Annotated in this window: 25 protein-coding genes and 1 tRNA gene; 22 read left to right on the top strand and 4 right to left on the bottom strand. The window is 58.5% G+C overall.

Annotation, left to right across the window (positions count from 1 at the left end):
• Positions 1-32: 32 nt before the first annotated feature.
• The 3 genes from KO492_RS01140 to dacB all read left to right on the top strand — a co-directional run bounded on the left by KO492_RS01140 (position 33) and on the right by dacB (position 2,524).
• Positions 33-109 (top strand) — tRNA-Met (locus KO492_RS01140).
• A 195-nt stretch (positions 110-304) separates the two neighbouring features.
• On the top strand, positions 305-910 hold the full coding sequence (locus tag KO492_RS01135) for a nicotinate-nucleotide adenylyltransferase (protein WP_216043288.1): 606 nt from the start codon (positions 305-307) through the stop codon (positions 908-910).
• Between the two features lie 102 nt (positions 911-1,012).
• Positions 1,013-2,524 carry a D-alanyl-D-alanine carboxypeptidase/D-alanyl-D-alanine endopeptidase gene (gene dacB / locus KO492_RS01130; RefSeq protein ID WP_216043287.1) on the top strand — a complete coding sequence of 504 codons (1,512 nt, stop codon included), beginning with the start codon at positions 1,013-1,015 and terminating at the stop codon, positions 2,522-2,524.
• A gap of 111 nt (positions 2,525-2,635) precedes the next feature.
• Here the strand turns inward: dacB and KO492_RS01125 are convergent, their stop codons facing one another.
• Positions 2,636-3,079, bottom strand: a complete 444-nt coding sequence (locus KO492_RS01125; RefSeq protein ID WP_216043286.1) for a tellurite resistance TerB family protein — start codon at positions 3,077-3,079, stop codon at positions 2,636-2,638.
• A gap of 113 nt (positions 3,080-3,192) precedes the next feature.
• Between KO492_RS01125 and KO492_RS01120 the strand changes: the two genes are divergently transcribed.
• Both KO492_RS01120 and KO492_RS01115 read left to right on the top strand, forming a co-directional pair.
• Entirely contained in the window at positions 3,193-4,845 is a 1,653-nt protein-coding gene (locus KO492_RS01120) for a lysine--tRNA ligase (protein WP_216043285.1), read from the top strand.
• Positions 4,846-5,141: 296 nt separating this feature from the next.
• Positions 5,142-7,430 (top strand): glycosyl hydrolase family 28-related protein, encoded by a 2,289-nt coding sequence (locus KO492_RS01115; RefSeq protein WP_216043284.1) that lies wholly within the window; start codon positions 5,142-5,144, stop codon positions 7,428-7,430.
• 75 nt (positions 7,431-7,505) lie between these two features.
• Here KO492_RS01115 and KO492_RS01110 read toward each other — a convergent pair whose 3' ends face one another.
• A complete protein-coding gene (locus tag KO492_RS01110) occupies positions 7,506-8,006 on the bottom strand; it encodes a HugZ family protein (RefSeq protein ID WP_216043283.1) in 501 nt (166 codons plus the stop codon).
• Between the two features lie 194 nt (positions 8,007-8,200).
• Here KO492_RS01110 and KO492_RS01105 point away from each other — a divergent pair, with 194 nt between their 5' ends.
• Both KO492_RS01105 and KO492_RS01100 read left to right on the top strand, forming a co-directional pair.
• Entirely contained in the window at positions 8,201-8,518 is a 318-nt protein-coding gene (locus KO492_RS01105; RefSeq protein ID WP_216043282.1) for an antibiotic biosynthesis monooxygenase family protein, read from the top strand.
• 207 nt (positions 8,519-8,725) lie between these two features.
• A complete protein-coding gene (locus KO492_RS01100) occupies positions 8,726-9,244 on the top strand; it encodes an NYN domain-containing protein (RefSeq protein WP_216043281.1) in 519 nt (172 codons plus the stop codon).
• 57 nt (positions 9,245-9,301) lie between these two features.
• Here KO492_RS01100 and KO492_RS01095 read toward each other — a convergent pair whose 3' ends face one another.
• Positions 9,302-9,694, bottom strand: a complete 393-nt coding sequence (locus tag KO492_RS01095; RefSeq protein WP_216043280.1) for a hypothetical protein — start codon at positions 9,692-9,694, stop codon at positions 9,302-9,304.
• Positions 9,695-9,759: 65 nt separating this feature from the next.
• Positions 9,760-11,940, bottom strand: coding sequence for an excinuclease ABC subunit UvrB (gene uvrB / locus KO492_RS01090; protein WP_216043279.1), 2,181 nt, complete (start codon positions 11,938-11,940; stop codon positions 9,760-9,762).
• Between the two features lie 462 nt (positions 11,941-12,402).
• Between uvrB and KO492_RS01085 the strand changes: the two genes are divergently transcribed.
• From KO492_RS01085 to KO492_RS01015, 15 genes are all read left to right on the top strand, one after another.
• On the top strand, positions 12,403-12,714 hold the full coding sequence (locus KO492_RS01085; protein ID WP_066602193.1) for an ETC complex I subunit: 312 nt from the start codon (positions 12,403-12,405) through the stop codon (positions 12,712-12,714).
• A gap of 155 nt (positions 12,715-12,869) precedes the next feature.
• Positions 12,870-13,346, top strand: coding sequence for a 50S ribosomal protein L15 (gene rplO, locus KO492_RS01080; RefSeq protein WP_216043278.1), 477 nt, complete (start codon positions 12,870-12,872; stop codon positions 13,344-13,346).
• 103 nt (positions 13,347-13,449) lie between these two features.
• Positions 13,450-14,808: a preprotein translocase subunit SecY gene (gene secY, locus KO492_RS01075; protein WP_216043277.1), complete on the top strand. Its 1,359-nt coding sequence runs from the start codon at positions 13,450-13,452 to the stop codon at positions 14,806-14,808.
• Complete coding sequence (locus tag KO492_RS01070; RefSeq protein ID WP_216043276.1) at positions 14,805-15,380, top strand: adenylate kinase; 576 nt, start codon at positions 14,805-14,807, stop codon at positions 15,378-15,380. The genes secY and KO492_RS01070 overlap by 4 nt, the downstream gene beginning before the upstream one ends.
• On the top strand, positions 15,367-16,131 hold the full coding sequence (locus tag KO492_RS01065) for a sulfotransferase family 2 domain-containing protein (RefSeq protein WP_216043275.1): 765 nt from the start codon (positions 15,367-15,369) through the stop codon (positions 16,129-16,131). Before KO492_RS01070 ends, KO492_RS01065 begins: the two co-directional genes overlap by 14 nt.
• Before the next feature lie 330 nt (positions 16,132-16,461).
• Positions 16,462-16,830, top strand: a complete 369-nt coding sequence (gene rpsM, locus KO492_RS01060; RefSeq protein ID WP_066598954.1) for a 30S ribosomal protein S13 — start codon at positions 16,462-16,464, stop codon at positions 16,828-16,830.
• A gap of 15 nt (positions 16,831-16,845) precedes the next feature.
• The gene (rpsK, locus tag KO492_RS01055) at positions 16,846-17,238 is read left to right on the top strand and encodes a 30S ribosomal protein S11 (RefSeq protein WP_216043274.1); all 393 of its coding nucleotides are present in this window, start codon (positions 16,846-16,848) and stop codon (positions 17,236-17,238) included.
• Positions 17,239-17,360: 122 nt separating this feature from the next.
• A complete protein-coding gene (locus tag KO492_RS01050) occupies positions 17,361-18,377 on the top strand; it encodes a DNA-directed RNA polymerase subunit alpha (protein ID WP_066598958.1) in 1,017 nt (338 codons plus the stop codon).
• A gap of 177 nt (positions 18,378-18,554) precedes the next feature.
• Positions 18,555-18,983: a 50S ribosomal protein L17 gene (gene rplQ / locus KO492_RS01045; protein WP_066598961.1), complete on the top strand. Its 429-nt coding sequence runs from the start codon at positions 18,555-18,557 to the stop codon at positions 18,981-18,983.
• 274 nt (positions 18,984-19,257) lie between these two features.
• On the top strand, positions 19,258-19,869 hold the full coding sequence (locus KO492_RS01040) for an autoinducer binding domain-containing protein (protein WP_216043273.1): 612 nt from the start codon (positions 19,258-19,260) through the stop codon (positions 19,867-19,869).
• Positions 19,870-20,009: 140 nt separating this feature from the next.
• Positions 20,010-21,335 carry a replication-associated recombination protein A gene (locus tag KO492_RS01035; protein WP_216043272.1) on the top strand — a complete coding sequence of 442 codons (1,326 nt, stop codon included), beginning with the start codon at positions 20,010-20,012 and terminating at the stop codon, positions 21,333-21,335.
• Positions 21,336-21,384: 49 nt separating this feature from the next.
• Positions 21,385-21,759 (top strand): fluoride efflux transporter CrcB, encoded by a 375-nt coding sequence (gene crcB / locus KO492_RS01030; protein ID WP_216043271.1) that lies wholly within the window; start codon positions 21,385-21,387, stop codon positions 21,757-21,759.
• On the top strand, positions 21,756-22,802 hold the full coding sequence (locus tag KO492_RS01025) for an RluA family pseudouridine synthase (protein WP_216043270.1): 1,047 nt from the start codon (positions 21,756-21,758) through the stop codon (positions 22,800-22,802). The genes crcB and KO492_RS01025 overlap by 4 nt, the downstream gene beginning before the upstream one ends.
• A complete protein-coding gene (locus KO492_RS01020) occupies positions 22,799-23,467 on the top strand; it encodes an HAD-IA family hydrolase (RefSeq protein WP_216043269.1) in 669 nt (222 codons plus the stop codon). The genes KO492_RS01025 and KO492_RS01020 overlap by 4 nt, the downstream gene beginning before the upstream one ends.
• A gap of 3 nt (positions 23,468-23,470) precedes the next feature.
• Entirely contained in the window at positions 23,471-24,190 is a 720-nt protein-coding gene (locus tag KO492_RS01015; protein WP_216043268.1) for an ATP12 family chaperone protein, read from the top strand.
• Positions 24,191-24,328 lie beyond the last annotated feature (138 nt).

The following is a 24,328-nucleotide window of genomic DNA, read 5'->3' as shown; positions in this document are numbered from 1 at the left end:
ACATGTATATCCAAATAGACAACTAATACCGTCGCGGGATGGAGCAGCCCGGTAGCTCGTCAGGCTCATAACCTGAAGGTCGTAGGTTCAAATCCTACTCCCGCAACCAAAATCCAACATATAATACAACGACATAGCGCCCCAACGGGCGCTTTTGGCGTTTCTAAGCCATGCGCGCTGGAAGCAACAGGGAAGAAATAGGGACGTGGCCTCGCCCCCCTTCTCTCTCTAAATCCCCCGTCCCGCCACATTCCGCACCTCTCAAACATTGACAGCGTCCGCCCATACGGCCATGCAGTGCGCCATGCGTTGTGAATTGCCATATGCACGTTCGGGCCAGGTCATTGGTCTGCTCGGGGGATCGTTCGATCCTGCGCATGAAGGGCATGTGCATATCACCAAGATGGCGCTCAAACGGTTCAATCTGGATCGGGTCTGGTGGCTGGTCAGCCCCGGAAACCCGTTGAAGGCGCAGGGGCCTGCTGAGATGGGAAAGAGGATGGCGCGGGCGCGTCAGCTCATGGACCACCCGCGGGTCGATGTGACGGATATTGAGGCCCGTATGGGCACGCGCTACACGGCCGCGACCCTGCAGGCGATCCGCAAACTCTATCCCGATGTGCACTTCGTCTGGCTCATGGGCGCGGACAATCTGGCGCAGTTCCATCTGTGGCAGGACTGGCGCAGCATTATGCAGACCACGCCTGTGGGGGTGATTGCACGTCCCGGAACACGCGGCGCGGCGCGCAATTCCATGGCGGCGCAGAGCTTTGCCCATGCAAAACTCCCGTCACGCGCCTCGCGGCTTTTGGGGCGGAGCGAGACGCCGTGCTGGTGTTTCATCAATGTGCCGATGTCTGATGCCTCGTCGACGGAAATCCGTGCGCAGGGCGGCTGGACGCGGGACTGACCTGAAGCGCCGCGAGCGCGCACAGCGGAAAATGCGGGAGGGGGAGCAAAAGAGCGGTTTTCCCGCCTTGCTCAATCGTCCCGCGCAGGATTAACTCGCAGCATGACAAAACACAGGGTTTCTCAGATCAACCGGCGCGGGATGCTGGGGTTGCTGTTGGGCGGCGCGGCGCAGGTCGGGCTGGCGCAATCTGCTCTGGCCGAGGGGCTTGTGGCCTCGCCCCTGCCGAAACCGCGTCCGGCCGATCTCTATCGGAAGTCCATCCCCTCCGCCGAGGCGCTGATCAAGGCGTCCAAACTGTCGGGTCAGGTGAGTTTTGCCGTGGCCGATAGTGCGACAGGGGAGATCTACGAGACCCACGCGCCGCTCTTGCGCCTGCCGCCGGCTTCTGTGGCCAAGACCGTGACCAGCCTCTATGCGCTGGAGCATCTCGGAGCAGAATATCGTTTCACAACCCGCGTTCTGCGCAGCGGGCCGGTGGTGAATGGTGTGGTGCAGGGCGATCTGATCCTTGTCGGCGGGGGCGATCCGACGCTGGACACGGATGGTCTGGCGACGCTGGCGGGCAAGCTGGTGGCGCAGGGCATCACGAGGGTCAGCGGGCGCTTGCTGATCGATGATACGGCCTTGCCGCGAATCGCACAGATCGACACGGAGCAGACCGAATATGCGGGCTATAATCCGACGGTGTCCGGCCTGAACCTCAATTACAACCGCGTGCATTTCGAATGGAAGCGGCAGGGCGAGGGCTACAGCCTCAAGATGGACGCCCGCGCAGAGCGCTTCGCGCCGGATGTGCAGGTCGCACGGGTGAAGGTGGCGGCGCGCAACCTGCCGGTTTTCGACCATGTCGCAGGGCAGGGGCGCGATGAATGGACCGTTGCGCAAAGTGCTTTGGGCAATGGCGGGGCGCGGTGGCTGCCAGTGCGTCTGCCCGGCCTCTATGCGGCGGAAGTGTTTCAGGCGGTGGCGCGTGCGCAAGGGCTACGCCTGCCGCAGGGACAGCGTAAATCCGGCGCGGGGGAAGAAGTTGCTCGGATCGAGAGCGCCCCTTTGAGCGTGATCGTGCGCGATATGTTGAAATATTCGACCAACCTGACAGCAGAGGTGCTGGGGTTGACGGCCAGCCGTGCGCGGGGCGTGGCGGCAGGCTCGCTTGCGGCATCGGCTGCATCGATGAGCGATTGGGCGCGGCAGAGGTTCGGGATGCGCCATATTGCGCTGGTGGATCACTCGGGGCTCGGCGGCGCGTCCGAAGTTACAGCGGTGGACATGGTGCATATGCTCGGGGCCGCAGGCGTGGAGGCCACGCTTGCGCCGCTGATGAAGCCGGTTCTCCTGCGCGACGGGCAGGGAAATGTGGTTAAAAACCATCCGGTTAGCGTTCATGCCAAGACCGGCACATTGGATTTCGTGTCCGGTCTGGCGGGCTATGTCGATGCACCGGGCGGGCAGCGTATGGCTTTTGCCACCTTTGCTGCAGACCTGCCGAAACGGCGTGCGGCGAAGGCGGCGGGTGTGGCCGAACGTCCGCAAGGGGCACGGACCTTCAACACACGGGCAAAGAAGCTGCAACAGGCGCTGATTGAACGCTGGGCCGGTGTCTACGGTTAAAGCGTTTCTCAAAAAAGACTTGAGGCACTCAATTTTTGAGAAACGCCGCAACATCAATGCAGTGTGGAAACGTTTTTCGCTCAATCTGATTCAGATGAAACGAAAAACGCTTTAAGCTCCGTTTTCCGTCTGATGGAGCAGCATATAGCGTGCCCGTGCGCCGCGCTCGATGGCTGCGGCATGGAGCCGGTCGATGTTGAGTTCGTAGCGAATCTCTTCGAGCAGGCGCAGCTCTGCCTCGTAAGTATGCCCGTCAGCCGCCGCCACATCACAGGCCAGCGCATAGGCGGTTTCGTTCAGGTAATCGGGCAGGTTGTCGCGGATCAGGCCAAACAATGCGTCCAGCCCGTCCTCTTCGGAAAACAGATCGAAAACGGTCGAGGAGACCAGTTTGATCCGGTCGGGGTCGTATTCTCCGAAGATCGGCAAATGGTTGACGATATTCTCGATCGTGACCAGTTCGGCGGTGCGAATGTTCTCGTCGGACATGGATTGTGCGATCATGACGGCAACGAGACAGTCCTGCGGATTCAGGGAATGTGGAATATCGTTCATTTTATTGGCTCCTCATGGGGCGTGTGCGGTCAAACAATATTGACGGAAGCGGGGGGGTTCAATAGGAGTTGCGCCTTGCGGGAGCGACCCGCGTGAGAAAAGGATTGCGAACCATGACGGACCTGCGTGAAGCCGGTATGAGCTCTAAAGCCTGGCCTTTTGACGAGGCGAGGAAGGTACTCAAACGTTATGAGGCATCCAAGAAGAAGGGCGCGGCGAAGGATTACGTGCTGTTCGAGACGGGCTATGGCCCATCGGGGCTGCCGCATATCGGGACATTTGGCGAGGTGTTGCGCACCACGATGATCCGGCGCGCTTTCGAGGTGATCTCGGATGTGCCGACACGGCTCATCTGTTTCTCCGACGATATGGACGGGATGCGCAAGGTGCCGACCAACGTGCCCAATCAGGAGATGCTCAAGGAGAATGCGCAAAAGCCGCTGACCTCCGTGCCGGACCCGTTTGGCGAGTACGAGAGCTTCGGCCACCATAACAACGCCATGCTGCGGCGGTTCCTCGACACGTTCGGCTTTGAGTACGAATTCTATTCGGCGACCGAGTTCTACAAATCCGGCCAGTTCGACGAGGTGCTCAAACGCGCTGTGGACAAATATGACGAGGTGATGAAAGTCATGCTCAAATCGCTGCGTGAGGAACGCGCGGCGACCTATTCGATCTTCCTGCCGATCCACCCCGAAACCGGCCGCGTGCTCTATGTGCCGATGAAAGAGGTGAACAAGGACGATTACACCATCACCTTTGACGACGAAGACGGCCGCGAATGGACCCTGCCTGTCACCGGTGGTCATGTGAAACTGCAATGGAAACCCGACTTCGGCGCACGCTGGGCGGCGCTTGGCGTCGATTTCGAGATGTATGGCAAGGACCACTCGACCAACACGCCGATCTATGACCGGATTTGCGAAATCCTCGGCGGCAAAAAGCCGGAGCATTTCTCCTACGAGCTGTTCCTTGACGCCAACGGTCAGAAAATCTCCAAATCCTCCGGCAACGGGCTGTCGATCGACGAATGGCTGACCTATGCCTCGACGGAGAGCCTGTCCTATTTCATGTATCAGAAGCCGAAAACGGCGAAACGGATGCATTTCGATGTGATCCCGCGGGCGATGGATGAATATCACCAGCAATTGCGCGCTTATCCGACACAGGATGCGGCCAAGCAGGTGGCAAATCCGGTGTTCCACATCCACGGCAAGGATGTGCCCGCCTCCGACATGGTGGTGCCTTTCACCATGCTGCTCAACCTCGCCTCCGTGGCCGGAGCCGAAGAAAAAGCGCATCTGTGGAAGTTCCTGCAACGCTATGCGCCGGAGGCCACGCCCGAGAGCCACCCGCAAACGGATGCCGCCGTCGGATATGCGCTGCGCTACTACAACGACTTTGTGAAGCCCGAGAAAACCTTCCGCGCACCGAGTGACGCCGAGCGTGCCGCGATGGAAGACCTCAAAGCGGCCTTTGGGTCTGCCGATGTGGCGCTGGACATGATCGCCAAGAAAAACGCGGCTATGGGCAATGACGAGCCTCTGCCGGAGGCGGATTTCACCGACGGCGACTTCCTGCAAAGCATCGTCTTCGCGGTTGGCAAGAACCACGGCTTCGAAAACCTGCGCGACTGGTTCAAGGCACTCTACGAAGTGCTTCTGGGCCAAAGCCAAGGCCCGCGCTTCGGCTCCTTCGCAGCACTCTACGGCGTGAACGAGACCATCGCTCTGCTCGACAAAGGGCTGAACGGCGAGTTGTCGTAACCTCTGACCGTGCGGCTCTGACAATTGAAAGGCTGCCCCTCGCGGGGCGGCCTTTTTCTATGTCTCCTTCCCTCATTGCCGCTCCCCCTCCCGTTGCGCCGTGACCGGTTCGGGCGTGCGGCGGGTTAAGTGGGGGGTGATCCTGTTCATGTAGACCTTTTGCCGTCTCGGGGCTTTGCGCCTCGAGGGGTGATGACGTGTGATCCCGACCGGGGTTGGCCGGAGGTGTTGTGCTTCGGGTCAGAACCGTCCGGCAGATCGGTGCGTGTGGAATTGATGGATTGAAAGGGGTTCGGATGAACAAGGCCATTACTGAAGGGCTGGCGCTGATGCCGCCGGCGTTTGCGAGCGGGTTGGATCTGTGGTCCAGCGAGGACGGAACTCCGGGGTCGGCCCCCTATGACGGGGCTGCGAATGCCGCGCTGGTCACGGCGGATGCCGATTTCGGGGACTGTCTGGAACTAGTCAAGACCGAGACGGTGACAAAGCTGCGCTACATGGGGGAGACCTCGTTGCGAGCGGGCATGTATTTGCGGATCAAGGCGCGGATCAAAGCGGTGTCCGGCAATCTTCCCTCCGTGCGGATTGCGGGCTGGGCGGGGGATGCCGCCCTGTCGCATGTCTCCGGCGTGACCGAAACGGGCAGTGAGGTGGCGTTGACGCAATATGGCGAGGTGGTCGAGGTCTCGGCCATTGTCGGCTCCGGCGCGCGCAGCGGTGTGGACATGCCGTGGGGGCTGGATGCGGTCTACGGGCATTTCGGGCTTGATCTGACCGGCGCGAACGGGGGCACGGTGCGGATCGACGATATCGAGATCGAAGATGTCTCTGCGTGGTTCCTGAGCGACAGTTCCGGCATGATCGACGTGCGCGACTACGGCGCTGTGGGCGATGGCACGACCGATTGTCAGGCCGCATTCAACGCCGCCAATGCCGCTGCCGCTGGGCGTAAAATTCTTGTGCCCGAAGGGGAGTATTACCTCAGCGGCACGGTGTCCTTCACAGAAGAAGTGGTATTCGACGGCACGGTATTGATGCCGCAGGAGGCGCGTCTTGTCCTGCGCCATGACTTCCATCTGAACGCCTATATCGATGCCTTCGGGGACGAGGTCGAAGGCTTCAAACGCGCCATTCAGGCGATGTTCTACTATACGGATCACGACAGTCTCGACATGCGCGGCCGCCGGATTGAACTATACGCACCGCTGGATATTGCCGAGATTTCGGGGGCTGACACGCTCGAAGTGCGCCGCGTGATCCGCAACGGTCAGATCAACGTGCAAAGCTCTCCCGACTGGGACACGGAGGAGGTCATCTCTCAGGCCAGCTACAGCGCGGCCAATCCCCGCACGCTGACCAATGTCAGCAACATCGCCAATATCAAGGTCGGCAGCCTCGTGACCGGCACCGGTGTCGGGCGGGAGGTCTATGTCGAATCCGTCAATGTCGGCAACCAGTCGCTGACCCTGAACCATCCGCTCTACGGGCCGAATGCGACCCAGAGCTACACGTTCACGCGGTTCAAATATGTCTTCGACTTTTCGGGCCTCTCGAAGCTTTCGCAGTTCCAGCTGTTCGATGTGGAGCTGCTGTGCAACGGTCGGGCCTCGGGGGTGATGCTTGCGCCGGGCGGGAACAATTTCCACCTGCGCGACTGCCACATCAAATCCCCTTTGAACCGTGGCGTGACTTCAATCGGGGGCGGCTGTCAGGACTTGCATATCGACCGCTGCGCCTTTGTCTCCAACGAGCAATCCCTGCGCGCCGAGGATCGTCAGTCCGTCGCCTTCAACGTCAATGCCAATGACGCCAAAATCCGCGACAGCCGGTTCCAGCGTTTCGGGCACACAGGCGTCGTCTATGGCAACGGTCATATGTTTGTCGGCAACCACTGGTTTCAGGGCGACGATTTCACGGACAGTCCGCGCAAGGCGGGGCTGGTCTTCACCTATCCCAATGTGAAATCTGTCGTCACCGGCAATTACATCGACAATTCCTTCATCGAGATGACGAACGAACACGATGCCACGCCGGATTTTGCGGCGGAATATTCCTTTGGCGGGCTGACCATCACGGGCAATATTTTCACGGTCAACGACAGCGCCAGCGCGTTTTCGTGGATCGTGATCAAGCCCTATGGGGCGGGCCATTTCCTGCAAGGGCTGGCTGTGCAGAACAACACGTTCAAATCGCTCAACGGTTTTATCGACCGTGTGGAGCGGGTGGATACGACATTTGCCGATCTGGAGTATAATTCCTCGCGCAATGTCACCTTCGAGGGCAATTCCTTCAACGGGGTGAGCCAGAACACGATCAACCCTGTGTCGCTGGAGTTCACTCAGAACACGGCCTCGACTTCTTGGGTGCTCGACCCGTCAGGCTATCTGCCCTTTGGCGGCTGGGCGCGTGTGGTGGAAAGCGTGGTTTTTCGCAACGCGCTGACGGATGCCAGCGACAACGCGGTGTTCACAACGCCCTATGCCACGGTGAATTATGGTGCCGGGAGCAACCAGATTTTGCTGAGCTTCGAGGAGGCGGTGAAAGGCACGGTCAATCTTGTGACCCGCATGGACCGCCCGATCTGAGACCGCCCGATCTGACCGGTGCGCGATAATTGTGATGGACTGGGAGAAACCGGATGGCGAAAGCTATCCGGTTTTTCAGTCCTGCCCGTGCAGATCATCCGCAGACAGGCGATAGGCCTTGCCAAAGCCGCCGTTGAGATCGGCCCCGACCGGCGTCAGGGACACAAAGGAAAAGTCCGGAAAATCGACATAGAGCGCAGATTTCGGGTGATGGGCGAGCCATGCGTCCCGATGGGCTTGGTGCAGGGCACTGTCGCGGGCCACGAAACAGGGTTCCGCCTGCACCGACAGGCGTGGAAAGGCCAGCGGGTCGCCCTTTGCAGGCGCTTCGCCCAAGAGCAGCCCGACCCGCGTGTTCTCGCGCAGGCCACGGGTATGGGCCGCAAGATCGGAGACCAGCGTCAGCCATGCCCCTTGTGCGCTGAGACCAAAGCTGATGCGCGTCACCATCGGCGCGCCGCTGTCAGGGTCTAGCACAGCCAAAGCCGCGATCCGCGACTCTTTGATCAGGCTGCGGGCCAAATGCCTTGCGTCATCGTCGGTCGGGCGGATGGGGGAGGGGCTGTCTTTACTCATGAAGGCAGGTTACTGCGCCGCGCTTCTGATTTCCAGAGTAAAACGATAAGGATTGACGCGGCATTTCGAAACAGACCCGTCCCAACCTTTTCGCGTTGCGCATGATCCGTGCTATGCTCGCGACATCTCCCTGTCTGCGCCGTTTTTCAGGGCGGCGTGATTGAGGGGGCAAAGCAGGATTTTGGGAGGAAACCATGCCAGTCATTAAAAAAGGCCAGCCATGTCAGACCGTTCTGACCACATTCGAGACCACACCCGGCTCGGCGCATGACCTCATGGAGGCGTTACAGTCGGCCTATGCGGAGGTGATCTCGAAACAGCCGGGGTTTATCTCGGCGGCGCTGCATATCAACGATGCCCAGACACGGATCGCCAACTATTCGCAATGGCAAAAGCGCGAGGATTTTCAGGCCATGCTGCGCACCGAAGAAATGCGCAAACGCAACCGCGAGATCAACGGCATGTGCAAATCCTTCGAGCCGGTGATGTATGACGTGGAGGGCGTGTATTGAGGGGGTAGACTGCGCATTTGTCGCGCGATGTCGCGCATGACCCTAGGGGTGGGGGCGTGCCCAAATCAGGGATTTGGGCATTCTTTTTGAGCCAAGGTCTGAATTAGAGTGTTTGAAGCGGAGAGACTTGTCTCACCGGCTTCAGTTCCCCTATGGTGCGAATATTGATATTGCGTCGGAGAATATTTCCAAGTGTTTGAAGAGATTATGGGAGAACCCTGGGTTCAGGTCGCGCTCCCTTACTGGCCGTATCTGGCCGGTGTCGCTGTTGTCTTTCTGGTTATTGTCGCGCTCAAGCGCCTGTTTCGGAAGCGGACGACTTTTGTCATTCTTGATGGGTCAAACGTTATGTATTGGCATAATGGAACCCCGAAGCTGAAAACTGTTCGGTTGGCTGTCGAGGAGGCCATCACCAAGGGGTATGTGCCGGTTGTCTGGTTCGACGCTAACGTGGGATATCTGGTGTCGGATAAATATATGGGGCCGGGCCGGTTGGCGAATGAACTCGGGCTGTCGGCCAAACAGGTTCTGGTGTCCCCGCGCGGGACGCCTGCCGATCCGCTTATTCTTCAAATGGCAAAATTCGATAATATCCGTATTATCACGAATGATCGCTATCGTGACTGGGAGGATGACTTCGAAATCCTGCGCCAGCAAGACCTTCTTGTGCGCGGACATTGGTCGCGCGGGCGGGTGCATTTGAAAGGTTTGCCGGCACTGGGTTGAATGTGTGAAGCGGAGAGGGAGCGGTTCATGCTCCCGTTCTCGGTGTGAGGCTCCGGCTTACCAAACGATGTCTATGATGCGCCCGTCGGAATGTTTGCATACACCTACGCCGCCAGCGTTTGTAAAGCCGCTGGAATCTGCATATCGCATTTGGCAATTTAGTGAATTGCCTTGGTCGCCAAGCAAAACGGCTATGAAACGGTTGGTTGTTGTTGAGCCGAAGACGTTCGCAAAGTCATTGCCCCATGCCGTGGCATAGGTGCTGCCCGAGCCATCCATGATCGCTTTTCCGGTGAAGTTTTCGGAGCCAATTCTTGCGGTATAAATGTCGTGATCGAGGCCTTGCTCGTAATTGAATTGCACTTGTTCTCCTGTGCCGCGAACCTGCCCTGTCATGGTGCCGCTACATGCTGCAAGTAGAGCAAAGAAAACCATAGAAATGTAACGCATAATTCCCCCTTAAATGAATGCGACTACAATTTGCTAGACGAGGTTGGGTTTTGCAACTCGATCTTTCACCTCTTCCGCCCTCTCCCAGCTTTGCCTCCCCGCATCCCTGCGCGGCCTGCGGTTGATCGGCCGCTTTTTTCCTTCGCATCGGCCACGGCTTCTTGCACCGCCGATTGCCGCGCCAGCGGGTCTTCGTGCAGGACAAGGTCCACGGTTTCCAGACGTTTGATCTCGTCGCGCAGCCGTGCGGCTTCTTCGAATTCCAGATTCTCGGCGGCCACGCGCATGTCGGTTTTCAGGCCTTCCAGCACGGCTTGCAGGTTCTGCCCCGCCGCCGGTGTGTCGATGGTGGCGGTGACGCGGTTCATGTCCACGTCGCCCTGATACAGACCGGCCAGAATGTCGTCGACGTTCTTCTTGACGGTTTGTGGCGTGATGCCGTGTTCCTCGTTATAGGCCATCTGTTTGGCGCGGCGGCGGTTGGTTTCGTCCATCGCGCGCTGCATGGAGCCGGTGATCTTGTCGGCATAGAGGATCACCCGCCCGTCCGCATTCCTAGCTGCCCGACCGATGGTCTGGATGAGCGAGGTTTCCGAGCGCAGGAAACCCTCCTTGTCGGCGTCCAGAATGGCGACCAGCCCGCATTCAGGGATGTCGAGCCCTTCGCGCAAGAGGTTGATCCCGATCAGCACGTCAAAGGCCCCGAGGCGCAGGTCGCGCAGGATCTCGATGCGTTCGATCGTATCGATGTCAGAATGCATATAGCGCACCCGCACGCCCTGTTCGTGGAGATATTCGGTCAGATCTTCGGCCATGCGTTTGGTCAGTGTGGTGACGAGGATGCGGCGGCCCAGTTCGGCCATGCGTTTGGCCTCGTCGAGCAGGTCGTCTACTTGCGTGCCCACCGGACGGATTTCCACCACAGGGTCCAGAAGCCCCGTGGGCCGGATGATCTGTTCGACAAAGACGCCGCCGGATTGCTCCAGTTCCCAGTCTTTCGGCGTGGCGGAGACAAAGACGGATTGCGGGCGCATCGCGTCCCATTCCTCGAATTTGAGTGGCCGGTTGTCCATACAGGAGGGCAGGCGGAAACCATGCTCCGCCAGCGTCGATTTGCGTCGGAAGTCACCCCGATACATGCCGCCGATCTGCGGCACGGAGACGTGGGATTCGTCGGCAAAGACGATGGCATTGTCGGGGATGAATTCAAACAGCGTGGGTGGCGGTTCGCCCGGAGCGCGGCCCGTGAGATAGCGCGAATAGTTTTCGATCCCGTTGCAAAAGCCCGAAGCCTCCAGCATCTCAAGATCGAAGTTCGTGCGCTGCTCCAGCCGTTGCGCTTCGAGCAGTTTGCCCTCATCGGTGAACCGTGTGAGCTGTTGTTTCAACTCCGCTTTGATGCCGTTGATCGCCTGTTTGATCGTCGGTTTCGGCGTGACATAGTGCGAGTTGGCGTAGACGCGCACATGTTCCAGCGTGTCGGTCTTTTTGCCGGTGAGCGGGTCGAACTCGGTGATGCTCTCAAGCTCCTCGCCAAAGAACGACAGTTTCCACGCGCGGTCCTCCATGTGGGCGGGCCAGATTTCCACACTGTCGCCGCGCACCCGAAACGAGCCGCGATCAAAGGCGGTATCATTGCGCCGGTATTGCAACTCGACGAGATCGCTCATGAGCTGGCGCTGGTCGTATTCCTGCCCCATCATCAGATCAATCGTCATCGCCATGTAGAGTTCCGGCGAGCCGAGGCCGTAGATACAGGACACCGAGGCCACGATGATCACATCGTCGCGTTCCAGAAGCGAACGCGTGGCCGCGTGGCGCATCCGGTCGATCTGTTCGTTGATCTGGCTTTCTTTCTCGATAAACGTGTCCGACCGCGCGACATAGGCTTCGGGTTGGTAGTAGTCATAGTAGGAGACGAAATATTCGACGGCATTTTCGGGGAAGAAGCCCTTGAACTCGCCGTATAGCTGGGCGGCCAGCGTTTTGTTCGGCGCGAGGATGATCGCCGGACGCTGGGTCCGTTCGATCACCTTGGCCATCGTGAAGGTCTTGCCCGTGCCGGTGGCCCCCAAGAGCACCTGATTGCGCTCTCCGGCTTCGATGGCTTCCGACAGTTCCCTGATCGCGACCGGCTGATCCCCTGCGGGTTCGAAGGTGCTGTGCATGACAAAGCGTTTGCCGCCTTCGAGCTTCGGGCGTCTCTTCGCCTCCTTGGGCGGGTCGGTCATCTTCAGCGGGTCCATAGGCGCTCCTTGTGCTGTCGCAGGCGGCGGGCAGGTGCTCTAACAAATGATCCCTTTTTGTTCGCCTTTCAAGCCTTGGACGACATCGAAATGCGATTGCGCGGGGCAGGGGCGGCAAGATGTGGGAATGTGACGGAAAGGGGCGGGGAATTCAGCCCCAAGAAGATCGGAAGATTTGGCAATACAACTTTAACGGTATTTAATTCTTGCATCACACAAGCTTTCGCGCCTAGTCTGATCCTACAAGCAGCAAACGAAACTGTTCCGGCCGGAAGTGCACAAAGTCCCCCCTCACTCCCCTCGCATCCGGTCGGACAGTCCCCCTGATCTCCCTGTGCCATCCTGATAACCCCGCTTCGGCGGGGTCTTTTTTGTCGGGTGCTGGGCGGGAACCGGTGCGAAAGGCTTGAAACGGCCTGCGGAAACGGGGATAAGCGGAGCAAGGAACAAAGGAGTCTCCTGATGCGCGCTCGTATCTATCAACCCGCCCGCAACGCGATGCAGTCCGGCCAAGGCAAAACCAAACACTGGTTGCTCGATTTCGCCCCTGCCTCCAACCGCGACATCGACCCGCTGATGGGCTGGACCTCGTCCAAAGATACCCAGACGCAGGTGCGGCTGAAATTCGACAGCAAGGAACATGCCATCGCCTATGCCGAAGAGCACGGGATCGATTATGTCGTGCAAGAGCCCCACAAACGCAGCCACAACATCCGCCCCGCAGGCTATGGCGAGAATTTCTCCACCAACCGGCGGATGCCCTGGACGCATTGAGGCCACGCCTCTCAATCTGTCGTCTGCCGGCTTGCAATAAAGGCCTGTGAAGTCTATACGCCCTCGGTGGACTCGTCTGTCCATGAGAATCAACATTTATACGCCGCGTTTGCCCGCTCCGTCGCTGGAGGGCATATCCGGCAAGGAGAAGCGACATGAAATTGCATGAACTGCGCGACAACGAAGGCGCAACCAAGAAACGCATGCGCGTTGGCCGTGGCCCGGGTTCGGGTAAAGGTAAAATGGGTGGCCGTGGTATCAAAGGTCAGAAATCCCGTTCCGGTGTAGCGATCAAAGGCTACGAAGGCGGGCAGATGCCCCTCTACCAACGTCTTCCGAAGCGCGGCTTCAACAAGCCGAACGCCAAGAAATACGCGGTTGTGAACCTCGGCCTGATCGAGAAATTCATCGAAGCTGGCAAACTCGACGCGGCCAACGTGACCGAAGACACGCTTGTGGCTTCCGGTCTGGTGCGTCGCAAGCTCGACGGCATCCGTGTTCTGGCGAAAGGCGAGGTCAAATCCAAACTGGCCATCTCCGTCACCGGCGCGTCGAAATCCGCGATTGAAGCTGTTGAAAAAGCCGGCGGCTCGCTCACTGTGGTCGCAAAGGCCGAAGCGGCAGCCGAATAAGACTTGTGACGAGGGGCCCGGCCCCTTACATCAGGTTTGAGTTTTCCAAGCGCCGCCCCCCGGAAAGCCGGACGGGCGGCGCTGACGTGAATAGAGAGACCATATGGCATCCGCAGCAGAACAAATGGCAGCGAACCTCGACTGGGGCACCCTCGGGAAAGCCAAAGAGCTTCGCCAGCGTATCATTTTCACCGTCGGTCTTTTGATCGTATACCGTCTCGGCACCTATATTCCGGTGCCCGGCATTGACGGCAATGCGCTCAAGGACTTCATGGATCAGGCAGCTTCCGGCATCGGGGGCATCTTGTCGATGTTCACCGGCGGCGCATTGGGGCGGATGGGTATCTTTGCCCTCGGCATCATGCCTTACATCTCCGCCTCCATCATCGTGCAGCTTCTGACCTCGATGGTGCCTTCGCTTGAGAATCTCAAGAAAGAGGGTGAAGCGGGGCGTAAGAAGATCAACCAGTATACGCGCTTCGGCACGGTCGCTCTGGCGCTGTTTCAGGCCTATGGTCTCGCGGCTTCTCTGGAGGCGGGCAACCTTGCCCATGATCCGGGCTGGTATTTCCGCGCCGGTGTGGTCATCACGCTGGTGGGCGGCACCATGTTCCTGATGTGGCTCGGTGAGCAGATCACCAACCGCGGCATCGGCAACGGCATCTCGCTGATCATCTTCGTCGGTATCGTCGCCGAGATTCCGGGCGCTCTGGCCCAGTTCTTTGCCTCGGGCCGTTCCGGTGCGATCTCTCCGGCGGTGACGCTGATCGTCCTTGTGATGATCGTGGCGGTGATTGCCTTTGTGGTCTTTATGGAGCGTGCGCTGCGCAAGGTGCATATCCAGTATCCGCGTCGCCAGCAGGGCATGAAGATCTATGATGCGCAATCCTCGCACCTGCCGATCAAGGTGAACCCGGCGGGCGTGATCCCCGCGATCTTCGCCTCGTCGCTTCTGTTGCTGCCGACCACCATCGCGACCTTCTCCGGTCAGGCCGATGTCGGTCCGGTCATGTCCACGATCCTCGCCTATTTCGGGCCGGGTCAACCGCTTTACTTTGTGTTCTTCACGGCGATGATCGTCTTTTTCGCCTATTTTTACACAGCCAACGTCGCCTTCAAAACGGAAGACGTGGCCAAGAACCTGAAGAACCAGAACGGTTTCATTCCCGGCATCCGTCCGGGGAAGAAAACCGAGGAGCACCTCGATTATATCGTGACACGTCTCCTCGTTATCGGGTCCGCCTATCTGGCCGCAGTTTGTCTGTTGCCGGAAATTCTGCGGAGCCAGTTTGCCATTCCCTTCTATTTTGGCGGGACTTCGGTGCTGATTGTGGTATCTGTTACGATGGACACCATTCAGCAAGTTCAGTCTCACCTGCTGGCACACCAGTATGAGGGGCTGATCGAGAAATCTCAGCTGCGTGGGAGGAAGCGCAGCAAAAGAGGGACAGCAAGACGATGAATATTATTCTGCTTGGACCGCCGGGCGCGGGCAAGGGAACTCAAGCGCAACGCCTCGTGGAGGAGCGTGGCATGGTGCAGCTTTCCACCGGTGACATGCTGCGTGCGGCACGGACGTCCGGCACGGACATGGGCAAAAAGGTCGCCGCCGTAATGGACGCGGGCGAACTCGTCACCGACGAGATCGTGATCGGCCTGATTGAAGAGAAACTCAAAGACGGCAATGCCGCCGGTTTCATCTTCGACGGTTTCCCGCGCACTCTGGCGCAGGCTGATGCGCTTAACGAGCTTCTCTCCCGCAACGGGGTGCAGCTCGACGCCGTGATCCAGCTTGAGGTCGATGACGACACTCTGGTCAAACGGATCGTCAACCGCGCTGCCGAGGCTGCTGCCGCCGGCAAACCGGTGCGGGCCGACGACAACGAAGAGAGCGTCAAAATCCGCCTGATGGAATATTACAAAAAGACCTCGCCGCTGATTGGCTATTATTATGCCAAAGGCGACCTGAAGACGGTCGATGGTCTGCAAAGCATGGACGAGGTCGCAGCGGACATCGCCAATGCTCTTTCTTGATAACACAGCTGTCGCCCTGAACCGGCGTAAAAACCGGTATTTCAGGAGGCAGCTGACCAAACTGAAAGAGGGCCAGCTTGATCCGAGGGATTGGCAGGCCCTCTGTCTTGGGCAATCCGACACGCCTAAAGCGGTGTATGTCCCGATCCCTAAAGCCGCCAATACATCTATTCGCACCGCACTCAAGCCGTGTTTCGGTTTGGCCTCTGTTGATGTCGAGAACATTCATCATGATGGGCGAATCGACAAGCGCAGCCTGAAAGAGAGCCTTTCGGTTGCCGCAGATGATGCCTACATTTTCACTGTGGTGCGCCATCCTGCCGAGAGAATTTATTCCACTTACAAGAATAAGTTGGGTTGGTTTGAGCCCAAACACCGCTTCAAGATCAAGAAAAGTTTTAGGCCGTCGCGGAATTTGGGGCTTGCGCGCGGAATTGGTTTTGAGGAGTTTCTCGAAAAGCTGTGTGTCACGCCTGGTTGGGTGAGGGATTGCCATTTTAAACCGCAGGTCTCTTTGCTTGACTACGCGCTTGATGATCCGAGGCTGAAAATCTTCCACATGGAATCTCTTGCAAATGCGTGGCCGCAAATTGTGAATGATGTCGAGGTGCATTGCGGGATCGCACCTGATCGAAATCTGGCGGTTCTCAATCGCTCCGAAAAGCCGACACAACCATTTACTCCCCAAGAGAAGAGACTGATCGAGCTTCTGTTCCGAGAGGACTTTGAAACTTTCGGATACGGTTGGTAATATCCGATACGATCGCGGGATGGGGCAGGGCGCTCTCGCACAAGAGCCCGTCCCTGAAAACGACGGTTCGAGAGGTGTGACGGGTGAAAATCACATCATTTCGACACCGGATATGCCCGCAACGTCCCCTAGGGCTTGACCCTCCGGCGATTCGCCTCTATGGCACACCATCCCTTAGGGACACCAGAATCGCAAACAGGCCGTTCGAAATTATAATGGTCTGATTCGATCATCACCTGAATTCAGCTGCGGCTCGCCGGCTTTGCCATGCGAGCCTCCGTTGTGAAAAAAGGTTCCGGAGTTACGGAACCGCAACGAAAGGAAAATAACGTGGCACGTATCGCCGGCGTAAACATCCCGACTGCGAAGCGCGTTCCCATCGCGCTCACCTACATCACGGGCATTGGCAACACTTCCGCCAAAGCCATCTGCGAAGCTGTTGGCATCGACATGACCCGTCGCGTCAACGAGCTGTCTGACGCCGAAGTTCTCGCCATCCGTGAGCACATCGACGCCAACTACACCGTGGAAGGCGATCTGCGCCGTGAAGTTCAAATGAACATCAAGCGTCTCATGGACCTCGGTTGCTACCGCGGCCTGCGTCACCGTCGTAACCTTCCGGTTCGCGGTCAACGTACCCACACCAACGCTCGCACCCGCAAAGGCCCTGCACGGGCTATTGCTGGCAAGAAGAAGTAAGGGGAGAACCGACCAATGGCACGCGATACCCGTCGTACGACAAAGAAGAAGGTTTCCAAGAACATCGCCGCAGGCGTTGCTCACGTGAACTCCACCTTCAACAACACCAAAATCCTGATCTCCGACGTGCAAGGCAATGCGATCTCCTGGTCGTCTGCTGGCACCATGGGCTTCAAAGGCTCGCGGAAATCCACACCTTACGCGGCCCAGATGGCTGCTGAAGATGCTGGTAAAAAAGCTCAGGACCACGGTGTCAAAACTCTCGAAGTCGAAGTCCAGGGCGCTGGCTCTGGCCGTGAGTCCGCGCTGCGTGCGCTGGCTGCCGTCGGCTTGAATATCACGTCCATCCGTGACGTGACCCCGATTGCCCACAACGGCTGCCGCCCTCCGAAGCGTCGCCGCGTGTAATCGACTGTAAGATTATTGGGTCGCGGGTGTTCTCGCCCGCGATCCGTTTTGCGTTTTAGAGACCCCTCGGGCGTTCTCTCGCTTTAGGACATGGGCGCGAGAACAAGAATGGAGGCACTAGCATGATCCACAAAAATTGGGCCGAGCTCATTAAACCGCAACAGCTGGACGTTAAGCCGGGCAACGAGCCTGCACGTCAAGCAACCATTGTTGCCGAACCGCTCGAGCGCGGCTTCGGTCTGACTTTGGGTAACGCGCTGCGGCGCGTGTTGATGTCGTCGCTTCAGGGCGCGGCCATCACCTCTGTGCAAATCGATAACGTTCTGCACGAGTTCTCTTCTGTTGCTGGTGTCCGCGAAGACGTCACCGACATCATTCTGAACCTCAAAGGCGTGTCCCTGCGCATGGAAGTCGAAGGGCCGAAGCGCCTTTCCATCTCCGCCAAAGGGCCGATGATTGTGACTGCGGGGGATATTTCCGAATCCGCAGGCATCGAGGTTCTGAACAAGGATCACGTGATCTGCCACCTCGACGATGGCGCCGATCTGTTCATGGAACTCACCGTGAACACTGGCAAGGGTTACGTTTCTGCCGACAAGAACAAGCCGGAAGATGCGCCAATTGGCCTGATCCCGGTTGATGCGATCTATTCGCCAGTCAAAAAAGTGTCCTATGACGTGCAGCCGACCCGCGAAGGTCAGGTGCTTGATTATGACAAGCTGACGATGAAAATCGAAACAGACGGTTCCGTGACTCCGGAAGATGCTGTGGCCTTCGCTGCGCGTATTCTTCAGGATCAACTGGGCATCTTCGTCAATTTCGACGAGCCGGAATCGGCTGGTCGTCAGGAAGAAGACGATGGTCTCGAGTTCAACCCGCTGCTTCTCAAGAAAGTGGACGAGCTGGAACTTTCCGTGCGTTCGGCAAACTGCCTCAAGAACGACAACATCGTGTATATCGGCGATCTCATCCAGAAAACCGAAGCCGAGATGCTCCGCACCCCGAACTTCGGTCGCAAGTCGCTCAACGAGATCAAGGAAGTGCTGTCCGGTATGGGCCTGCACCTCGGTATGGATGTCGAAGAGTGGCCGCCTGAGAACATCGAAGATCTGGCGAAGAAATTCGAAGACCAGTTCTGATCTGACTATCTGGGGGTCGGGGAAAAAGTCCGACGGTTGTCCGACAAAAGTCCGACAGGTTTCCGACCCTCAAATCCGGGCCTTGTGCCCGAGACGACCCGGGCATCTTGCCCCAAGGAGAGTGGCTGACACGCATCGGCTGCCAGACAAAGCAAAACACGCTATAGGAGATAGAAAATGCGTCATGCTAAAGGTTACCGCCGCCTGAACCGGACCCACGAACACCGCAAAGCGATGTTCTCCAACATGGCTGGCTCGCTCATTGAGCACGAACAAATCAAAACCACGCTGCCCAAAGCCAAAGAGCTCAAGCGCATCATGGACAAGCTGATCACCCTTGGAAAACGTGGCGATCTTCACGCCCGTCGTCAGGCTGCTGCCCAGCTGAAACAAGACAAAGACGTTGCGAAACTCTTTGAAATCCTTGGCCCGCGTTACGCTGAGCGCAACGGTGGTTACACCCGCGTTCTCAAAGCCGGTTTCCGTTATGGTGACATGGCGCCGATGGCGATCATCGAACTGGTTGACCGCGATCCGGCTGCGAAAGGTGCTGCTGACAAAGCTCGCCTCGAAGCCGAAGACGCTGCAATGGCCGAAGAAGACTAAGAGCTTCCGTCTGATCTATGTGAAAGCCCCGCTCAGCGGGGCTTTTTTCTTTGTAACAGATGGGATTTCCATCTTTTATTTTGAGGTTTTTCCGACGCGACGTGTTGGGGCAACCTTCTGTATTCATTGAGTATAATTCAGATATAGAGATATTTGTGGTATTTTTATCCGGTTGCTCTAATGTGATTTTCCGAAATTGATATTCTGGTGTAATTTTATGGGCTATGATCGCCTGTAGGTTGATGCCTCTTTTGCGGAAGAATGAATTTTCTGGATGTCAGACACTACGGAACTTAATCGTCAGTTTGCTCAGTTGAGAGCGATGTCGCCTGCCGGTTATTCGGTCGGACTGCACATCCGTTTCGCAGGACCACTTGTGGCGGAGTCGACCTATGATCCCAAGTGGCTCGATCATTACGCGACCAATGCCTATGCCTTGCGTGATCCCTTGATTGCTTGGGGCCTGAGTTGCGAAGGGGCTGTGAGGTGGAGCGAGATCGCGTTGCCTGATCCCTTTGATATATGGCGGGAGGCGGCCGATTTCGGCCTGAACTTCGGGGTGGCCGTGTCCTGTGGCGCGATCCAGTCGCGATCTATTGTCGGATGTGCGCGTTCGGATCGTGAGTTTGCCGATCAGGAGATTGATAAAATCGCCACGGTCGTGCGCACGCTGCATCAGATATCGGAGCCGAAAGCCGATTTGACACAGGCGCAAATTCAGGCGCTTCGCTGTATTGCGGGCGGGGACCGCCATGCCGCCGCTGCCGCCAAGCTGGGAATTTCCGAAAGCGCGCTCAAGGCCCGCCTCGTCTCCGCGCGTGAACGTCTCATGGCCCGCACGACTTCGGAGGCCATTCAGAAAGCCATCGAAATCAGGCTGTTATAGGCGCACCTCTCTCCGTGTAGCACCAAATACGTCCGCCTGTCGCCAACGGGTCATACAGAGGCGTGCAGAGGTCTGTAAAACGCGGTTCTTTCGCATCCGACCCCTTCCTTATGGGCGGTGCTCGGCGTAGTCTGCGGCCTATGGCTGACCTGTTTTCAAAAGATGATCCCGTCACGGAACCGAGCATGGCGCACCGTCCTCTGGCGGACCGTTTGCGCCCGAAACATCTTTCCGAGGTGATCGGTCAGACGCAGGTGCTTGGCCCCGATGCGCCTCTGGGTGTGATGCTGGCGTCAGGGTCTTTGTCCTCCATCATTTTCTGGGGGCCGCCCGGTGTGGGAAAGACCACCATTGCGCGGCTTCTGGCGGATGAGACCGATCTGCATTTCGTACAAATCTCCGCAATTTTCTCCGGCGTGCCGGAACTGCGCAAAGTGTTCGAGGCCGCAAAGATACGGCGCGCGAACGGGCAGGGGACGCTCTTGTTTGTGGACGAAATCCATCGTTTCAACAAAGCCCAGCAGGACAGTTTCCTGCCGCATATGGAAGACGGCACCATCCTGTTGGTCGGGGCGACGACGGAGAACCCCTCTTTCGAACTGAACGCCGCTGTCCTGTCGCGCTCGCAGGTCATGGTGCTCACCCGCCTGTCACATGAGGATCTGGACGATCTGGCCCGCCGTGCAGAAGGTGAACTTGGCAAGGACCTGCCACTGACCGAAAGCGCCCGATCCGCGCTGTTCGAGATGGCGGATGGAGACGGGCGCACGCTTTTGAACCTGATCGAACAGATCGCGGCGTGGAAAGTGTCGGCGCCTCTAGAAGCGGAGCAGCTTGGCAAGCGTCTGATGCGACGGGCGGCGAAATACGACAAGTCGGGGGACGAGCATTACAACCTCATATCCGCGCTGCATAAATCCGTGCGCGGATCCGATCCTGATGCGGCACTTTACTGGTTCAACCGGATGCTGGAGGGCGGCGAAGATCCGCGCTATCTGGCCCGCCGCCTGTTGCGCATGGCGGTCGAGGACATCCAGCTTGCGGACCCGCAAGCCCATACAATCGCGCTTCATGCGTGGGAAACCTATGAACGTCTGGGCTCTCCCGAAGGGGAACTGGCCTTGGCGCAGGCGGTGGTCTATCTGGCGCTCGCGCCGAAATCCAACGCGGTCTACACGGCCTTCAAAGCCTCTCGCGAGGCCGCACGCAAAACCGGCTCGGAGCCGCCGCCCAAACACATCCTGAATGCGCCGACCAAGCTCATGTCGGAGCAAGGCTATGGCGCGGGCTATGCCTATGATCATGATGCCGAGGATGCGTTTTCGGGCCAGAACTTCTTCCCAGACACCCTGCCGCGCACGCAGTTTTACAAGCCGGTGGAGCGCGGTTTCGAGCGCGACCTGTCGAAACGTGTCGCCTATTTCGACAAACTGCGTGAAAGCCGCAAGACCTCCGGCAAAACTTGACATTTTGGACCCCGACCCGCATGGCAGGACGCGAAATGGAGAGACGGATATGACCCCCTTGTTACAGGTTGCTCTGGGCGGCGCGCTTGGTGCGACGGCCCGCTATTTGACTGGCAACGCTATGGCGCGGCTGTTGGGCAAGGATTTCCCGTGGGGGACGCTGACGGTGAACTTCCTCGGCTCTTTCCTGATGGGTGTGGTCGTGGTGGTGCTGGCCCATGAGAACGGCAACAAATTCGCGCCTCTTCTGATGACGGGCATGTTGGGCGGGTTCACGACCTATTCGGCGTTTTCCCTCGACGCGATGACAATTTTTGAACGTGGCGAGTATGGTCTCGCGAGCGTCTATGTTATTGGAACACTAATTCTTGCCCTCGGCGGTATCGCCCTCGGCCTTTATTCCGCACGGAGTTTTTACGCATGAGCCGGGTTCAGATGATCACCATTGGCGACGACCAGCCGGAGCAGCGCCTTGATCGCTGGTTCCGCAAAATGTTTCCGCAACTGACGCAGGGCAACATCGAAAAGATGTGCCGCAAGGGCGAGATCCGTGTCGACGGTGCGCGGGCGAAATCCAACACGCGGGTTGGGCCGGGCATGGAAATCCGTGTGCCGCCGCTGCCTGATGAAAACGCGCCCAAGCCCAAGCGGGATATGATTATCACCGCGTCTGATGCGAAGATGATGCGCGATGCGGTGCTGTATCAGGACGACCATATCATCGTGATCAACAAGCCTGCGGGGCTGCCGACCCAAGGCGGCTCGAAACAGACCCGCCATGTGGATGGTCTGTCGGAGGCGCTGCGCGGCGAATATGACGAAAAGCCGCGTCTTGTGCATCGGCTGGACAAGGACACCTCCGGCGTTCTGGCGCTGGCGCGGACCCCTGCGATGGCGTCGAAGCTCACCGAGGCCTTCCGTCACAAGAACACGCGCAAGATCTACTGGGCGCTCGTCGCCGGTGTGCCTGTGCCCTATCTGGGCGAGGTCAAATATGGTCTCGTCAAAGCGCGCGGGCGCGGCAAGAGCGGCGAGGGCGAAAAGATGATTGCCGTCCATCCGCGCGACATCAATGCAACCGAGGGCGCGAAGCGGGCGCATACGCTTTATGCCACGCTCTACCGTGTCGGGTCGCGGGCCTCTTGGGTGGCGATGGAGCCGATCACGGGCCGCACGCACCAGCTGCGCGCGCATATGGCGGAGATCGGGCATCCGATCATCGGTGATGGGAAATACGGCGGCTCGGGGCAGGAAAACCTCGGTGACGGTTGGGGCGCGCAACTGGGGGGCATCATCTCGAAGAAGCTACACCTGCATGCGCGTAGCCTGACCTTTGAGCATCCTGTGACGCGCAAGGTGGTCACGGTGACCGCCCCCCTGCCGGATCACATGGCGCACAGTTGGGACACGTTCGGCTGGACCGAAGACCTTGCGGCGGACGATCCGTTCAAGGAGCTGCGCGGATGAAACTCGTCATTTTTGACGTGGACGGAACGCTGGTGGACAGTCAGGCGCATATCATCGCGTCGATGGCGGCGGCCTTTGCCGAGGCAGATGTGCCGATGCCGGAGCGCGAGACGGTTCTCTCGATTGTTGGCCTGTCCCTGCCGCTGGCGATGCGGGAACTGGCGCCGGAGGTGGATGAGACCACGCTCGGACGCATGATCGACGCTTATAAAGCCACGTTCCAACATCTCCGCATGGCACAGGGGGCGGCGGCCTCGCCGCTTTATGCCGGTGCGGAAGACACCGTGCGCCGGTTGGGCGCGCGTGACGATGTGATGTTGGCGATTGCCACAGGGAAAAGCCGGCGGGGGCTGACCGCTTTGATGGCGGGTTGGGATTTTGCCGACCTCTTCATGTCCACGCAAAGCGCCGATGATCACCCGTCAAAGCCGCACCCGTCGATGGTGATGACCTGTCTGATGGATTGCGGCGTTTCTGCGCAAGATGCAGTGGTGATCGGAGATACGACCTTTGATATGGAAATGGCCCGTGCCGCACAGGTGCCATCGATTGGCGTGCGCTGGGGCTATCACGGGCAGGAGGCGCTGTTGAGTGCCGGAGCGCGGACTGTGCTGGACCGCTTCGACCAACTTGATGCGGCGCTGGACGAGATTTGGAAGGATTGAGACGTGGCGGAGTGGGCAGCAAAGAGATTCTGGAAAGAGACCAAGGTCACTGAGGTGCAGGAGGGGCCGCAGACGGGGTTTGAAGTCCATCTCGACGGTCGGCCCGTGCGGACACCTGCCAAATCGCCGCTGATTCTGCCGACCAAGGCGCTGGCAGAGATGGTTGCCTCGGAATGGGAGGCGCAAGTGGATGTGATCGACCCGAACACCATGCCTGCAACCCGTGGCGCCAATGCCGCGATCGACAAGGTCATGATCCAGCACGGCGAAGTGGCCGATATGCTCGCGGAATACGGCGACAGCGACCTTTTGTGCTACCGCGCCGAGCATCCGCAGGAACTCGTGTTGCGGCAAAACGAGCATTGGGATCCGGTTCTCGACTGGGCGGAAACGGCCTTGGGGGCACGTCTGGAGCCGCGGACGGGTATTCTTCATGCGCCGCAATCCGAGGACGCGCTGTCGGTTCTGCGGCAAAAGACCCATGATTTTACCGCCTTTGAGCTGGCGGCCTTTCACGATCTGGTCACCTTGTCGGGGTCACTGATTCTCGGTTTTGCGGTGACAGAAGAGCATCTGGACCCCGATACGGCATGGATCCTGTCCCGCGTGGATGAAACCTATCAGATCGAGCAATGGGGCGAGGACGAAGAAGCCGCCGAAGCCGCAGAGATCAAGCGTCAGAGCTTTGTTCAGGCAGCCCGATTTTACCGAGTGGTCAATTAAGAGGCGCTGCGCGTTTTCGGCCGAACAAAAGCCGCGCATAAATGCATTCTATTTGATCAAATGATGAGTTCCCATGCGTAATTGTGATCATGGCCTTGACGTTTTGGAATGAATCCTCCCAAACTAAGCTCATTGAAG

The sequence above is a fragment of the Celeribacter halophilus genome (assembly GCF_018860305.1).
GTDB lineage: Bacteria > Pseudomonadota > Alphaproteobacteria > Rhodobacterales > Rhodobacteraceae > Celeribacter > Celeribacter halophilus_A.
The sequence above is the reverse complement of the archived record's forward strand: the minus strand, read 5'-3'. Positions and strand labels throughout refer to the sequence as shown.